11 protein-coding genes are annotated in these 16,272 nt (G+C 61.9%); 10 read left to right on the top strand and 1 reads right to left on the bottom strand.

The features are described 5' to 3' along the window. The first annotated feature begins 33 nt into the window (after positions 1–33). The 6 genes from ACZ445_RS01685 (at position 34) to ACZ445_RS01710 (ending at position 9,665) form a co-directional block, all read left to right on the top strand. The gene (locus tag ACZ445_RS01685; RefSeq protein ID WP_464707943.1) at positions 34–2,484 is read left to right on the top strand and encodes a glycogen/starch/alpha-glucan phosphorylase; all 2,451 of its coding nucleotides are present in this window, start codon (positions 34–36) and stop codon (positions 2,482–2,484) included. 159 nt (positions 2,485–2,643) lie between these two features. Beyond that, complete coding sequence (locus ACZ445_RS01690) at positions 2,644–6,162, top strand: DUF2339 domain-containing protein (protein ID WP_464707944.1); 3,519 nt, start codon at positions 2,644–2,646, stop codon at positions 6,160–6,162. Further along, complete coding sequence (locus ACZ445_RS01695; RefSeq protein WP_464708593.1) at positions 6,162–7,514, top strand: DUF3999 domain-containing protein; 1,353 nt, start codon at positions 6,162–6,164, stop codon at positions 7,512–7,514. Before ACZ445_RS01690 ends, ACZ445_RS01695 begins: the two co-directional genes overlap by 1 nt. Before the next feature lie 109 nt (positions 7,515–7,623). Beyond that, positions 7,624–8,634 carry a class 1 fructose-bisphosphatase gene (locus ACZ445_RS01700; protein ID WP_003187818.1) on the top strand — a complete coding sequence of 337 codons (1,011 nt, stop codon included), beginning with the start codon at positions 7,624–7,626 and terminating at the stop codon, positions 8,632–8,634. Positions 8,635–8,810: 176 nt separating this feature from the next. Beyond that, complete coding sequence (locus ACZ445_RS01705) at positions 8,811–9,065, top strand: hypothetical protein (protein WP_017849914.1); 255 nt, start codon at positions 8,811–8,813, stop codon at positions 9,063–9,065. A 30-nt stretch (positions 9,066–9,095) separates the two neighbouring features. Next, positions 9,096–9,665 (top strand): lipocalin family protein, encoded by a 570-nt coding sequence (locus ACZ445_RS01710; RefSeq protein ID WP_010213852.1) that lies wholly within the window; start codon positions 9,096–9,098, stop codon positions 9,663–9,665. A gap of 130 nt (positions 9,666–9,795) precedes the next feature. On the opposite strand, the gene ACZ445_RS01715 is transcribed toward ACZ445_RS01710, so the two are convergent. Continuing rightward, on the bottom strand, positions 9,796–11,160 hold the full coding sequence (locus ACZ445_RS01715) for a formimidoylglutamate deiminase (RefSeq protein ID WP_464707945.1): 1,365 nt from the start codon (positions 11,158–11,160) through the stop codon (positions 9,796–9,798). Between the two features lie 147 nt (positions 11,161–11,307). On the opposite strand from ACZ445_RS01715, the gene hutC reads away from it, so the two are divergent. The 4 genes from hutC (at position 11,308) to ACZ445_RS01735 (ending at position 16,267) form a co-directional block, all read left to right on the top strand. Continuing rightward, positions 11,308–12,018: a histidine utilization repressor gene (gene hutC, locus ACZ445_RS01720; protein WP_017738808.1), complete on the top strand. Its 711-nt coding sequence runs from the start codon at positions 11,308–11,310 to the stop codon at positions 12,016–12,018. Beyond that, positions 12,015–12,575, top strand: a complete 561-nt coding sequence (locus ACZ445_RS01725) for a HutD/Ves family protein (protein ID WP_028615382.1) — start codon at positions 12,015–12,017, stop codon at positions 12,573–12,575. The genes hutC and ACZ445_RS01725 overlap by 4 nt, the downstream gene beginning before the upstream one ends. A gap of 384 nt (positions 12,576–12,959) precedes the next feature. Continuing rightward, on the top strand, positions 12,960–14,663 hold the full coding sequence (hutU, locus tag ACZ445_RS01730) for a urocanate hydratase (RefSeq protein WP_078046468.1): 1,704 nt from the start codon (positions 12,960–12,962) through the stop codon (positions 14,661–14,663). Positions 14,664–14,821: 158 nt separating this feature from the next. Continuing rightward, positions 14,822–16,267 (top strand): purine-cytosine permease family protein, encoded by a 1,446-nt coding sequence (locus tag ACZ445_RS01735; RefSeq protein WP_058423710.1) that lies wholly within the window; start codon positions 14,822–14,824, stop codon positions 16,265–16,267. The last annotated feature ends 5 nt before the right edge of the window (positions 16,268–16,272 follow it).

Here is a 16,272-nt window from a genome sequence, read left to right on the forward strand (position 1 = left end):
CAACTCCTTCTATCTCGCCCGAGGTCGCAATTGATGTCTCAGGAACCACTTGCACGAGAAGCAGAGGTAGCCGCATTTCGCGATGCCGTCTTGACCAAACTCACCTACGCGGTGGGCAAGGACCCGGATCACGCCTTCGACCATGACTGGTTCGAAGCCATTGCCCTGGCCGCCCGCGACCAGATGGTCGACCACTGGATGAACCATACGCGGCGTATCTACCGCAAAGGCCAGAAACGCGTTTACTACCTCTCCCTGGAATTCCTTATCGGGCGCTTGCTCTACGACAGCCTGAGCAACCTCGGTGTGCTGGAGATTGCGCGCGAAGCGCTGTCCGAGCTGGGTGTCGACCTGGAGCGCATCCGCCTGCTGGAGCCCGACGCGGCGCTCGGCAACGGCGGCCTGGGCCGCCTGGCCGCGTGCTTCATGGAAAGCATGTCGACCCTGGGCATTGCCGGCCATGGTTATGGCATCCGCTATGAACACGGACTGTTCCGCCAGGCGATAGTCGATGGCTGGCAGCAGGAGCAGACCGAGCGCTGGCTGGATTTCGGCAACCCGTGGGAGTTCGAGCGGGCCGAAGTGATTTACCCGATCGGCTTTGGCGGCAGCGTCGAAACCTTGGCGGACGCTTCCGGCAAGATGATCCAGGTGTGGTCGCCCAACGAAACCGTGCGGGCCGTGGCCTACGACACTCCGGTGGTCGGCTGGCGTGGCGCCAGCGTCAACACCCTGCGCCTGTGGCGCGCCCGTGCGGTGGAAGACCTGCACCTGGAGCGCTTCAACGCCGGCGACCACCTGGGCGCCGTCGCCGAAGTGGCTCGCGCCGAAAGCATCTCCCGGGTGCTTTACCCGGCCGACAGCACCGAAGCGGGGCAGGAACTGCGCCTGCGCCAGGAATACTTCTTCGTCTCCGCCTCGTTGCAGGACTTGCTGCGCCGTCACAAGAACATGCACGGCTCGGTGCTGAGCCTGGGTGAGCACGCGGCCATCCAGCTCAACGACACTCACCCGTCCATCGCCGTGGCCGAGTTGATGCGCCAGTTGGTGGATTTGCACGATATTCCGTGGGAAGCGGCTTGGGACGTCACCGTTGAAACCCTTTCCTACACCAACCACACGCTGTTGCCCGAAGCATTGGAAACCTGGCCTGTAGGTCTGATGGAACGCATGCTGCCCCGGCACATGCAGATCATCTACCTGATCAACGCCCAGCACATCGATTCGCTGCGCGCCAAGGGCATCCACGATTTCGACGTGCTGCGCGCCGTCTCACTGATCGAAGAAGACAACGGCCGCCGTGTGCGCATGGGTAACCTGGCGTTCCTCGGCTCCCACAGCGTCAATGGTGTATCCGGCTTGCACACCCAACTGATGCGCAGCACGGTGTTCTCGGAACTGCACAAGCTGTACCCGGAACGCATCAACAACAAAACCAACGGCATTACCTTCCGCCGCTGGTTGTACCAGGCCAACCCCAAGCTCACTTCCATGTTGGTGGAGGCGCTCGGTCCGGACATTCTCGACAAGCCCGAAGAGCGACTGGTGGAGCTTGAACCTTTTGCCGAGAAGCAGGCATTCCGCAAGGCGTTTGCCGAACAACGTTTGCACAGTAAACGTGCACTGGCCGACATCATCCACGAGCGCCTGGGCATTGCGGTCAACCCGGCGGCGATGTTCGACGTGCAGGTCAAGCGTATCCACGAATACAAGCGCCAACTGCTCAACCTGCTGCACACTGTGGCGCTGTACCAGGCGATCCGTGCTGAACCGGGCACCGACTGGGTGCCGCGCGTGAAGATCTTTGCGGGCAAGGCGGCGGCCAGTTACCACCAGGCCAAGTTGATCATCAAGCTGACCAACGACATCGCGCGCACCGTCAATAACGACCCGACCGTGCGCGGCCTGCTCAAGGTGGTGTTCCTGCCTAACTACAACGTCAGCCTGGCGGAAAGCATCATTCCGGCGGCGGATTTGTCGGAGCAGATCTCTACCGCCGGCTTCGAAGCCTCGGGCACCAGCAACATGAAGTTCGGCCTCAACGGTGCGCTGACCATCGGCACCATGGACGGCGCCAACGTGGAGATGCATGAGCGCGTGGGTGCCGAGCACATGTTTATCTTTGGCCTCAGCGCGCAGCAAGTGGAAGCCCGCAAACACGCCGGGGAGTTCAACGCCGGGCCGGACATCGCTGCCTCCCATCGATTGAACGATGTGCTGCAAGCGATCCGCGGCGGGGTGTTCTCGCCGGATGATCCGGGGCGCTATGTGGGGTTGATCGACGGGTTGGTCGATTACGACCGCTTCCTGGTATGCGCCGACTTCGATTCGTACTGGGACGCCCAGGCACGGGTCGAGGCGCATTGGCATGATTCCAAGGCGTGGTGGCGTTCGGCAGTGCTGAATACGGCGCGGATGGGTTGGTTCAGCTCGGACCGGACCATCAGGGAGTACGCGACCGAGATCTGGAAAGCCCTCGAGTAAACATCGCTGATCCAAAAATGTGGGAGGGGGCTTGCCCCCGATAGCAGCCTGTCAGTTTGCAGATATGTCGACTGGTGCACCGCTATCGGGAGCAAGCTCCCTCCCACATTGGTTCTGCATCGATATACTGGGCGCCGGTTTGCCTAGGGAATATCGACCATGCAATGGATTTTCATGCTGATTGGCCTGGTGCTCGGCTGGACGCTCGATGAGTCGTTCAGCGATGCGGGCATCGGTGCGCTGTTGGGGTTGGGCATTGGCCAGGCGATCCGCCTGGCGAAGCTGTCAGCCCAGGCGGACCAACAGGCGCGTCAGTTGGAAAGCACGCAGAAGGCGCTGATAGCGCTGGGTGAGCGCCTGCGGCAACTGGAAGTGCCCACGCCGCCGAGCACTACCGTCGTCGAAGCCCCAATCCCAGAACCCACACCTGTTGCCAAGGCGCCCGAGCTGGTTTGGGAGCTGCCGGCTGAATTGGCGCCGGTTGCCATCGTTGCCGAGCCGAGCCAACCGCTGCCGTCTGATGCATGGGCGCCCAGCCCAACAGCAAAGCCCAAAGAACCTGCCGCCCTGCGTGGCCCCAACTTGATCGAGCGTGCCCTCAACGGCGCACGCAATTGGCTGTTTGGCGGCAATACCGTGCTGCGCGTCGGCGTGGTGCTGCTGTTCCTCGGCCTGGCATTCCTGCTGCGCTACGCCACCGAAGGCATGGTGGTGCCGATCGAGCTGCGTTATGCCGGCGTAGCCGCTGCGGCGTTGGGCCTGCTGGGCCTGGGCTGGTGGCTGCGGCTGCGCAACAGCAATTACGGCTTGATGCTGCAGGGCACCGGGATTGCCGTGCTGTACCTCACGGTGTTCGCTGCGATGCGCCTGCACCCGTTGATCGACCCCAGTGCCGCACTCGGCCTGTTGGTGGCCGTCACCGTGTTCTCGGCGATCCTGGCGATTACCCAGGATGCGCTGGGTCTGGCCTGTGCGGCGGCGCTGGGTGGGTTTGCCGCGCCAATCCTGACGTCCACCGGCGCCGGCAACCATGTGGCGCTGTTCAGCTATTTCGCCCTGCTCAACGCGGGCATCCTCGCCATCGCCTGGTTCAAGGCCTGGCGCCTGCTCAACCTGATCGGTTTTGTGGGCACCTTTGGTATCGGTTTCGCGTGGGGCATGCGTTCCTACACGCCTGAGCTGCTATGGAGTACTGAACCGTTCCTGATCCTGTTTTTCCTGATGTACCTGACCATAGGCTTGCTGTTCGCCCGGCGCAAACTGCTGGAGATGCGCGACGCTCCAGAGGATGACAGCCGTGGTGCGTTGCTGCGCTGGTCGGCGGCCAAGGGGGATTATGTCGACGGCAGCATGCTGTTCGGCCCGCCGCTGGTGGGCTTTGGCTTGCAGTTTGCGCTGGTGCAGCACCTGGAGTTCGCAGCGGCGTTCAGCGCCCTCGGCCTGGGCATTATTTATATGGGGTTGGCGCGACTGTTGAGCGGCGGTCGCGCCTTGTTGCTGGCGGAGACGTGCCTGGCCCTGGGCGTGATTTTCGCCAGCCTGGCGATCCCGCTGGGCCTCGATGCGCGCTGGACCGCTGCCGCCTGGGCCGTGGAGGGCGCCGGGATCTTCTGGCTCGGTTTGCGTCAACAGCGACCGCTGGCACGCGCCTTCGGTTTGTTGTTGCAGTTGGGCTCGGCGCTGGCGTTCCTCAGTGAGCTGCGCATCGGTGAGCACACCTTGCTGAATGGCGCGCCGTTGGGCGCGCTGTTGCTGGGCGCGGCGCTGCTGTTCAGCTTCGATCAACTGCGCAAGGCATCCACTGAGCAGGCGGCGGATTGGGAGCGCAGCGGCCTGCCGGTGCTGGCGAGCCTGGGCTTGAGCTTTTTGTACCTGCTTGCCCCCTTGCTGTTGAATACCCAAGGCACGGCTGTCAGCTGGGCAATTGCCGGGCTGGCAACGTTGTTCGTCGGGCTGCGCATCGGTTCGCGCACCTTCCTGTTCACCGCGTTCGCTGTGCAATTGCTGGGCGGCGCGTTGTTCCTGCTGCGTTTGCAAGGTGGCGACGGAGCGGCGGTGTTCAGCGCAGGCTGGAGCGGTTTGCTCACGGCGTCGCTGATCGGCCTGGCCTTGATCGGCGGCATGCTGCTGGCGGCGCGTGACGACCTGGTGCGCAGTGACGTGCGGCTGTTGCGCGGGTTGTCGGTGGTGATGTTGGCGGGCCTGGTACTGATCAACCTCGCGGTGCTGTTCGTGCTGCCGTGGGAAAGCGCCAGCGGTGTGTGGGCGGCCAGTGGTTTGCTGATCATCTGGCTGAGCCTGTACCTGCAACAACGTGTCAGCTTTGTGTTCGGCCTGCTGCTGCAAGTGGTCGGTGGCGGCTCGTTCCTGCTGGCGGTGCCCGAGCTGCTCGGGCCGCTGTCTGGCGAGGGGCTGCGTCCGTTGGCCCACAGCGGTTTCTGGACACCGATGGTGTTGGGCCTGGCGGCAATGCTCGGCGCCTGGCGCTTGCAGCGTGAACCCCATGCGCCGGTGTTTGCCGTGTTGAAGCTGCAGCGGCTGTCCGACGTGCTGTTGGTGTGGGGCGCGGCGTGGTGGACGTTGGCGCTGGCCGGCGAAGTGTTGCGGTTTATCCCGCAGGATTTGCTGGGCGCATTCCTGCTGGGGGGCGCGGCGATCAGCGTGGCGATCTGGATGCTGCTGGCTGCGCGCCTGAAGTGGGTGTCGCTGGGCGTGCTGTGTACGTTGCTGATGCCGGCGGTGGGCGTGGTGCTAGTGGTGTGCGCGCATACCTATTACCACCCGGCGGCGCAGTACGGCTGGCTGGCGTGGCCGGCGGTCTTCGTGGTGCATTTCATCTCGTTGCGGCGTTTGGCGGCAATTGTTCCCGCCAAGGCGCTGAGCGTGGCCCACGTGCTCGGCTGCTGGATGTTGATCGGCATGCTGGCGCTGGAGTTGCGTTACGGTCTGCTCAGGTTCTCTGCCGAATACAACGCCTGGCGCTGGCTGGGCTGGGCGCTCCTGCCAAGTCTCTACCTTGTGCTGGCTGCCGCGCCGCGCCATTGGCCATGGCCGGTTTCGGCGTACCCAAGGGAATATCGCGTGTTGGCGGCCGTGCCATTGGCGGTGCTGATGCTCGGTTGGTTCTGGCTGGCGAACAGCTTCAGCGATGGCACCGCCAGGCCGCTGCCCTATGTGCCGCTGATCAACCCGTTGGACCTGGGCCTGCTGTTCGCGCTGCTGGGTGTGTATGTGTGCGCACGAAGTGTCGCGCCGCTACGTGGGCCGCGTGCCGAGCTGATTACCCAAGGTGTCACGGGGCTATCGCTGTTCGCCTTCTTTACCGCACTGGTGATGCGCACGGCCCACCATTGGGGCGGCGTGCCGTTTCAGTTGGATGCGTTGCTGGCGTCGATGCTGGTGCAGGCCGGCCTGTCGATCGTCTGGACGCTGATCGCCCTCGGCCTGATGATCGGCGGCCACCTGCGCCATCGCCGCGAAGTGTGGCTGATCGGCGCGGCGCTGATTGCGGTAGTGGTGGCCAAGCTGTTCTTTGTCGAATTGAGTAACCGCGGCGGCCTGGCGCGGATCGTGTCGTTTATCGGCGTGGGCGGGTTGTTGCTGGTGGTGGGCTACTTTGCGCCGCTGCCGCCCAAACGCGCCGAAACGGTAATGGAAACTGAAGGAGCATCCTCTTGATCGGTAAGTTGAGCGTGGCCGTGCTGGGCCTGTGTACGACCTTGTCCGTGTCGGCGCAGGAAACGCCCGCCGACTTCACCACTCAGGTGCCGCTGAGCGTCAGTGGTAACGGCCCCTGGTATCGCCTGGAGTTGCCACTGGCGGTGCAATTGAACGCGCGCCAGGCGGATCTCGCCGATGTGCGGGTGTTCAACGCCGCCGGAGAGCCCCAGGCCTATGCGTTGTCGCGCCAGGCGTCGCAGCACACCGAAAGCCGTAATGTCACCGATGTGAAGTGGTTCCCGCTGTACGCTGCGGACGCCCAGCAAGCCCTGCCCGACGTGGTGATGAAAGCCACCACCACCGGCACGCTGGTGGAAATCAAACCATCCACCGCACCGAAACCCGGCAAGCAGGTATTGCGTGGCTGGGTGTTGGACGCCAGCGCGATCAAGGCACCCTTGCAGCAATTGAGCCTGGACTGGAGCCGCGAGCAAGAGGGCTTCCAGCGTTTCAGCATCGAGGCCAGTGATGACTTGCAGCACTGGGACGCCTGGGGCGATGGGCAGGTGGCGCGCTTGTCGTTTGCCGACGAACGCGTCGAGCAGCATGACGTGAACTTGCCCGGGCAATCGGCGCGCTACCTGCGGCTGGTCTGGCAGGGTCAGGCGGCGCCGCTGCTGACCTCGGCCAAGCTGGTGAGCGCTACCCGCAGCAGCGTGCCGCTGCCGTTGTTGTGGTCGCAGCCGCTGGCGGGTACGCGGCTCAGCGCCGGGGAGTACAGTTGGCAGTTGCCTGCGGGGCTGAGTCTCGAACGCTTGCGCATCGAGCTCAAGCAACCCAATACGCTGGCGCCCGTGACGTTATCCGGTCGAAGGGACAGCAAGCAGGCCTGGCAGCCATTGAGCAATGGCCTGCTGTATCGCCTGACCCAGAATGGCCAGGACGTGGTGCAGGATGAGCTGCAGTTGCCGGGCCAAACGGTGGCCGAGCTCAAATTGCAGGTGGATGAACGCGGTGGCGGCCTGGGCGTCGAGGCGCCGGCCCTGCGCTTTGCGGTGCGCGCCACGCAGTTGGTGTTCCTGGCGCGGGGTGAGCCACCGTTTACGCTGGCGCTGGGCAATGCGTCGGCCAAGGCTGCGAGCTTGCCGCTGTCGACCTTGATCCCGGACTACAAACCCGAGCGCTTCAAGACGCTGGGGCAGGCCAAGCTCGCCGGGGAAGGCGCGGTCACGCCGGTTGCGTTGGTAGCCGCTGCCGATGCCGGGACGAACTGGAAAAAACTCGGGCTCTGGGCCGTGCTGCTGCTCGGCGTGGCGGCACTGGGCGCCATGGCCTACAGTTTGCTGCGCAAGCCGCAGGCGGCACGTTAAATAAAGTCCATGAACTCTATTGGGTTTAAATCCTCTGATAGGAGGAAATACGCCCCGACTCGCGTTAAACTGCGCGGGTTTTCAAGCCCCCCATTCTTCGGAGCCTTACATGTCCCGCGTTACCTTGAGTCGCTATTTGATCGAGCAGACCCGCAGCAACAACACGCCTGCCGATCTGCGCTTCCTTATCGAAGTGGTGGCGCGTGCTTGCAAGGAAATCAGCCACGCCGTGTCCAAAGGCGCACTGGGTGGTGTCCTGGGCAGCATGGGCACTGAAAACGTGCAGGGCGAAGTGCAGAAGAAGCTCGACGTCCTGTCCAACGAGATCCTGCTCGAAGCCAACGAATGGGGCGGTCACCTGGCCGGCATGGCGTCCGAAGAAATGGACAATGCCTACCAGATCCCGGGCAAATACCCGAAAGGCGCGTACCTGCTGGTATTTGACCCACTGGACGGCTCGTCCAACATCGACATCAATGCACCGGTCGGCACCATTTTCTCGGTACTGCGTTGCCCGAACGAATACCTGAGCCAGAACGAAGCCCTGAACGAAAAGGCCTTCCTGCAGCCAGGCACCGAACAGGTTGCCGCCGGCTACGCCATCTACGGTCCACAGACCATGCTGGTGCTGACCCTGGGCGATGGCGTCAAGGGTTTCACCCTGGACCGCGAAATGGGCAGCTTCGTGCTGACTCACGAAGACATCTCCATTCCTGCGTCCACCCAGGAATTCGCGATCAACATGTCCAACCAGCGTCACTGGGAAGAACCGGTGAAGCGCTATGTCAACGAACTGATGGAAGGTGAAGAAGGCCCGTTGAAGAAAAACTTCAACATGCGCTGGGTTGCCGCGATGGTTGCCGATGTGCACCGTATCCTGACCCGTGGTGGTCTGTTCATGTACCCACGCGACAGCCGCGAGCCGTCCAAGCCGGGCAAACTGCGCTTGATGTACGAAGCCAACCCGATGTCGTTCCTGGTTGAGCAGGCGGGCGGTGCGTCCACCGACGGCCACCAGCGCATCCTCGACATCCAGCCTGAAGGCCTGCACCAGCGTGTGGCGGTATTCCTGGGTTCGAAGGAAGAAGTTGAGCGCGTGACGGCCTATCACAAGAAGTAAGCTGCGGCGATAAGTGATCGGCGTTGTTGTGAGCCGTTTCACTCTTGAAGAAGCCCCGAAACGTTTCAGCGTTTTCGGGGCTTTTTTGTTTTCGTTCGTCGGGAACCAGACACCTCTTTTCCCTTCTAAGCTTCTGGCAGATACCCAAGCTGCTTCGTCCCTCCAGGAGTTTTTCCATGTCGTTACGCCGTCTCGCTTTGCTGGCTTTTTGCGTGCTATTGGCCGCTTGCAGCAAGGTCAATCAAGAAAACTACGCGAAGTTGTCGGCTGGCATGGCCAAGGCTGAGGTGGAGTCGCTGTTGGGCAAGCCTACCGATTGTTCTGGCGCACTGGGCATGTCCAGCTGCACCTGGGGCGATAAAAACAGCTTTATCAGCGTTCAATATGCCGGTGACAAAGTTCTGATGTTTTCCGGGCAAGGCCTGAAGTAAACCGGGGCGCAAGCCTGCGGGAGAAGAAGAATGATGCGTTTTGTTTTGTTCCTTTGTGCCAGCCTGTTTTTGGCGGGCTGTGCCAGCCATTCTGGCGATGATCTGCAACCCAAGACCGCTGGCAGCGTCAACCTCAAGCGTTACCAGGGCACCTGGTATGAGTTGGCCCGATTGCCGATGTACTTCCAGCGCAACTGCGCGCAGTCCGAAGCTCGCTACACGTTGCTGCCCGATGGCGATATGTCAGTGTTCAACCGCTGCCTGACGACCGAGTGGAAGTGGGAAGAAGCGAAGGGCACCGCCACCCCGCAAGTACCGGGCAAGACCGACAAGCTCTGGGTGGAATTCAATAACTGGTTTACCGCGCTGCTACCCGGCGTCGCCAAGGGCGATTACTGGGTGCTGTATGTCAGCGATGACTACAAGACCGCGATCGTCGGCAGCCCGAGCCGGCGCTACATGTGGATCTTGTCGCGCACGCCGACGGTCAATGCGGACACCCGCGAAGACCTGCTGAGCAGGGCGCGGCAACAGGGGTATGACACCACACGTTTGATCTGGCGCACGTCGGACAAGCAGATGGCGAAGACCTCGCAATAACCCTGGGCCACCGCCGATCAAAAAATGTGGGAGCTGGCTTGCTTGCGATAGCATCACCACGGTGTAACTGATACACCTTGGTGCCTGTATCGCAGGCAAGCCAGCTCCCACATTTGTTATGTGTCGCGTGTTAGCCCAGTAGCGCTCTCAAAACTTGCGTGAAGGCCCGGCTGCTTTCTTCTTCACCGGCGTGGTGCCCATCGCGCACCGCCCACTTTCCGTTGACCAGCACATCCCGCACCTGCCGATCACCGCCCGCGAACAGCCAGCGATTGAGAATCCCGTCCTCCGTTGCCGTCGCCAAGTACGGATCATTACCGTCCAGCACAATCCAATCCGCACGCTTGCCCACTTCCAGTCGACCAATCGGCTGGCCCAATGCCTGGGCACCGCCGTCCAGCGCGGCATCGAACAGCGTGCGGCCGACCATCGGCTGATCGCTGCGATACAACCGGTTACGCCGCTGATCGCGCAGGCGCTGGCCATATTCCAACCAACGCAACTCTTCCACCACGCTCAGTGATACATGGCTGTCGGACCCGATGCCCATGCGTCCGCCTTGGGCGAGGAAATCCACCGCCGGGAAAATCCCGTCACCCAGGTTGGCCTCGGTGGTCAGGCACAAGCCGGCAATCGCACGGCTCTTGGCCATGCGCGCCACCTCGTCCGCATCGGCATGGGTGGCATGCACCAGGCACCAGCGTTCATCCACTTCAATGTTGTCGTACAGCCATTGCAGCGGGCGTTTGCCGCTCCAGGCCAGGCAGTCTTCAACTTCCTTCTGCTGCTCGGCGATGTGGATATGCACCGGGCACACCTTGTCGCTGGCGGCCAGCACGTCATTGATTTGTTGTGGCGTCACCGCGCGCAACGAGTGGAAACACAGCCCCAACTGCTGCGCCGTTTGTGCGGCGAGGATGGGTTTGAGCTGCGCCTGCAGGTCCAGGTATTGCTCGGTGCTGTTGATAAACCGCCGCTGGCCTTCATTCGGGGCCTGGCCGCCAAACCCGGAGTGGGTATAGAGCACCGGCACCAGCGTCAGGCCGATACCACTGCTGGCCGCCGCCTGGCTGATCTGCCGCGACAGCTCCGTGCGATCCGCATACGGCTGGCCGCTGACGTCATGGTGCACATAGTGAAATTCGGCCACCGACGTGTAGCCGGCCTTGAGCATCTCGATGTACAGCTGGCGCGCGATCACCTGCAATTGGTCCGGGTTTATCTTGCCCACCATGCGGTACATCAGGTCGCGCCAGGTCCAGAAACTGTCATTCGGGTTGCCGGCCACCTCAGCCAAGCCGGCCATCGCACGCTGGAAGGCATGGGAGTGCAAGTTCGGCATACCCGCCAATACCGGGCCTCTCAGCCGTTCAGCACCTTCTGCGCTGGCATTGGCCTCAACTTTAGTCAGCAGCCCATCGGCGCTGACTTCAAGACGTACATCATTGGCCCATCCATTAGGCAGCAGCGCGCGTTCGGCAAAGAAAGCGGACATGATCAAGGCACCCCGGTCGTGTGTTTATTTGTATATACATATACAGACGTTTGCCTGCTCGGTAAACTCCGGCAATCTATGCATCTTTTCCCCCTGCAAGGATTCCCTGTGCCGACTCCGCCTGCCAAGTCTTCGCTGGCTGCCCACATGGACGAAAGTCCGGCGCCCTTGTATGCCCGCGTCAAACAGATGATCAGCCAGCAGATCCTCAACGGCAACTGGCCGCCCCATTACCGCGTGCCGTCGGAGAGCGAGCTGGTCAGCCAGCTGGGTTTCAGCCGCATGACCATCAACCGTGCGTTGCGCGAGCTCACCGCTGAAGGTTTGCTGGTGCGCATGCAAGGTGTCGGCACCTTTGTCGCCGAGCCCAAGAGCCAGTCGGCCCTGTTCGAAGTGCACAACATCGCCGATGAGATCGCCTCACGCGGTCATCGGCATACCTGCCAGGTCATCCACCTGGGCGAGGAGGCTGCCGGTTCCGAGCGCGCTGTCGCCCTGGAAATGCGCGAAGGTGGGCGAGTCTTCCACTCGCTGATCGTGCACTTCGAAAACGATATTCCCGTGCAAATCGAAGACCGTTTCGTCAACGCCCTGGTCGCGCCGGAATACCTGCAGCAGGATTTCACCCAGCAAACGCCGTATGCCTACCTGAACCAGGTGGCACCGCTGACCGAAGGCGAGCATGTGGTTGAAGCCATCCTTGCCGATGCAGCCGAGTGCAAGTTGCTGCAGATCGAACCCAGCGAGCCGTGCCTGCTGATTCGCCGGCGCACCTGGTCAGGCCGCCAGCCGGTGACCGCCGCGCGTCTGATCCACCCCGGTTCCCGTCACAGCCTGGAAGGACGTTTCAGTAAATGAGTGCAGTGAAAGTCTGGCGCGCCACCGATTACGTGCGCATGCCATGGAAAAACGGCGGTGGCAGCACCGAAGAAATCACCCGTGATGCCGGTACCGGCCTGGATGGTTTTGGCTGGCGACTGTCGATTGCCGATATTGCCGAGTCGGGCGGGTTTTCGACTTTCGCCGGCTACCAGCGCGTGATCACCGTGATCAAGGGCGCGGGCATGGTCCTGACCGTGGACGGTGAGGAGCAGCGCGGTTTGTTACCGCTCCAACCCTTCGCGTTCAAGGGTGACAGCCAAGTGTCATGTCGCCTGATCACCGGGCCGATCCGCGACTTCAACCTGATCTATTCGCCACAGCGTTACCACGCACGGTTGCAATGGATCGATGGCGAGCAGCGCTTTTTCAGCACGGCGCAGACGGTGCTGGTGTTCAGCGTGGCGGATGAAGTGAAGGTGCTGGACCACAAGCTGGGGCATCACGACTGCCTGCAAGTGGACGGTAACACTGGCCTGCTGGATATCTCCGTCAGCGGCCGCAGCTGCATTATCGAACTGACTGCTCGCGATTAAAAACTGTGGGAGCGGGCTTGCCCGCGAATGCGGTGTATCAGTACCAGAGAGACTGGCTGACCCACTGCATTCGCGGGCAAGCCAGCTCCCACATTTGTTTTGTGGAGAGCAACAGAACTGTTTCCAACGTCCGCACCAATTTGTTACCGAATGCCCCAGCGTGGCGCAAAACCACGCCATCGCGCCAAACCTCCCTTGCTGTAAAAATCCTCCGTAAGAAATTTCATTAAGTCTCCAAGCCTTAATTTCCAAGGCTTGCGCCCACTTTCGAAAAAAATCTCAACATCACCCTCAGCAAGTTGGCCGCTTGATTGCATATGCTTGTATGTACAAGTAAAGATGTGTGCGTAAGACTCTCCTTCGCACCATCCATGTTCGCGCATCATGCCGAGGAGTCCAGTCGTGACCGATTTTTCTAAAGCCAGGCCTACAAAATACCGTGACGTCGAAATCCGTGCCGCCCACGGTAACAAGCTCACTGCCAAAAGCTGGCTGACTGAAGCGCCGTTGCGCATGCTGATGAACAACCTCGACCCGCAAGTGGCCGAGAACCCCAAAGAACTGGTGGTGTATGGCGGTATCGGCCGCGCGGCGCGCAACTGGGAGTGCTACGACCAGATCGTCGAGAGCCTCACTAACCTGAATGACGACGAAACCCTGCTGGTGCAATCCGGCAAGCCGGTCGGCGTATTCAAGACCCACAGCAACGCCCCACGTGTACTGATCGCCAACTCCAACCTGGTGCCGCACTGGGCCAGCTGGGAACACTTCAACGAACTGGATGCCAAGGGCCTGGCCATGTACGGCCAGATGACCGCCGGCAGCTGGATCTACATCGGCAGCCAGGGCATCGTCCAAGGCACCTACGAAACCTTCGTCGAAGCGGGTCGCCAGCATTACAACAGCGACCTGACTGGCCGTTGGGTCCTCACCGCCGGCCTCGGCGGCATGGGCGGCGCGCAACCTTTGGCCGCAACGCTGGCCGGCGCGTGCTCGCTGAACATTGAATGCCAACAAGTCAGCATCGACTTCCGCCTGAACAGCCGTTACGTCGACGAGCAAGCCACTGACCTCGACGACGCCCTGGCACGCATCGCCAAGTACACCAAGGAAGGCAAGGCCATCTCCATCGCCCTGCTGGGTAACGCCGCGGAAATCCTGCCGGAACTGGTCAAGCGTGGCGTACGCCCGGACATGGTCACCGACCAGACCAGCGCCCACGACCCGCTCAACGGCTACCTGCCGGCCGGTTGGACCTGGGACGAATACCGCGCCCGCGCCAAGACCGAGCCCGCCGCCGTAATCAAAGCCGCCAAGCAGTCGATGGCCGTGCACGTCAAAGCCATGCTGGAATTCCAGAAGCAAGGCATCCCGACCTTCGACTACGGCAACAACATCCGCCAGATGGCGCAAGAAGAAGGCGTGGAAAACGCCTTCGACTTCCCAGGTTTCGTACCGGCCTACATCCGCCCGCTGTTCTGCCGTGGCATCGGCCCGTTCCGTTGGGCTGCGCTGTCGGGCGACCCGCAAGACATCTACAAGACCGACGCCAAAGTCAAAGAGCTGATCCCGGACGACGCTCACCTGCACAACTGGCTGGACATGGCGCGCGAGCGCATCAGCTTCCAGGGCCTGCCGGCGCGTATCTGCTGGGTCGGCCTGGGCCAGCGTGCCAAGCTCGGCCTGGCGTTCAACGAAATGGTACGCAGCGGCGAGCTGTCGGCACCGGTCGTGATCGGCCGTGACCACCTCGATTCCGGCTCGGTATCCAGCCCGAACCGCGAAACCGAAGCCATGCAGGACGGTTCCGACGCCGTGTCCGACTGGCCACTGCTCAACGCCTTGCTCAACACCGCCAGCGGCGCGACCTGGGTTTCGCTGCACCACGGCGGCGGCGTGGGCATGGGCTTCTCCCAGCACTCCGGCATGGTCATCGTCTGCGACGGTACCGATGAAGCGGCTGAGCGGATTGCCCGCGTGCTGCACAACGACCCAGCCACCGGGGTGATGCGTCACGCAGACGCCGGTTACCAGATTGCGATCGACTGCGCCAAAGAGCAGGGCCTCAATCTGCCCATGATCAAGTAACCCAATGTGGGAGCGGGCTTTTGTGGGAGCGGGCTTGCTCGCGAATACGGTGGGTCAGCTACAGATGCATTGACTGAAAGTCCGCTTTCGCGAGCAAGCCCGCTCCCACATTTGATCTGCAGTGAACCAGAAAACAATCCATCAGAGGTTGAACCGACATGGCTGCAAATGACACCACCCCGTTGATCGAAAGGCGTTCGATCGACTACATCCCGGAAGCGGAAAGACACGGTCGTCTGTTCAGCCAGTTCACCCTGTGGATGGGCGCCAACCTGCAGATCACCGCGATTGTCACCGGGGCCTTGGCCGTGGTGCTGGGCGGCGATGTGTTCTGGTCATTGATCGGTCTGTTGATCGGTCAACTGATCGGCGGTGGGGTCATGGCGTTGCATGCGGCACAAGGGCCCAAGCTGGGCCTGCCGCAGATGATTTCCAGCCGGGTGCAGTTCGGTGTGTATGGCGCGGCCATCCCTATTGTGCTGGTGTGCCTGATGTACCTGGGGTTCACCGCCACTGGCACCGTGCTTTCGGGGCAGGCGCTGGGCCAGTTGTTCGGGGTCAGCGACAGCGTCGGCATCCTGATTTTCGCCAGCGTCATCGTGCTGGTCACGGTGCTCGGCTACCGGGTGATCCATTTCATCGGGCGTGTCGCCAGCGTGATTGGCGTGATCGCTTTTGTGTACCTGTTCAGCCGTCTGATGAGCCAGACCGATGTGGGTGCGCTCCTGCAAATTCGCCACTTCAGTTGGAGCAGTTTCCTGCTCGCGGTGTCGCTCGCGGCCTCCTGGCAGATCGCATTCGGCCCGTACGTGGCGGACTATTCGCGTTACCTGCCGAGCAAGACCTCGTCGGTGAAAACCTTTTTCGCCGCCGGCGCAGGTTCGGTCGTGGGCGCGCAGGTGGCGATGGTCCTCGGCGTGTTTGCCGCGGCCATGTCCAACGGCCAGTTCGCCGGGCATGAAGTGGCCTACATCGTGGGCTTGAGTGGCACGGGTGCGACCGCTGCGCTGCTGTACTTCAGCATCGCGTTCGGCAAAGTCACCATCTCGACGCTGAACTCCTACGGCAGCTTCATGTGCATCGCGACCATCGTCAGCGGCTTTCGTGGTCGCCTCGAGGTTACGCGCCTGCAACGCCTGGTGTTCGTGCTGGCGATTGTCGGCACGGCGACCTTGATCGCATTGCTCGGCCAGCACTCGTTCTTGGGTGCATTCAAGTCGTTCATCCTGTTCCTGCTGGCGTTCTTCACGCCCTGGAGCGCGATCAACCTGGTGGACTACTACTGCATCACCCGCGAGCGCTATGACGTACCGGCGCTGGCCGACCCGAACGGTCGCTACGGGCGCTGGAACCTGCTCGGTATCAGCGTGTATGTGTTCGGCGTGCTGGTGCAGTTGCCGTTCATCTCCACCAAGTTCTACACAGGTCCCTTGGTGGCCGCGCTGGGTGATGTAGATATCTCCTGGATCATCGGCCTGGTACTGCCCGCAGCGCTGTATTACCTGTGTGCGAAAAAATGGCACGGCACCGTGCCCGATCAACTGATCCTGCCAACAGAGCAGGGCGCTATACCCACAACAAACGGGCTGGCTGCACAGGCCTGATGGGA

Source organism: Pseudomonas allii (assembly GCF_055380095.1).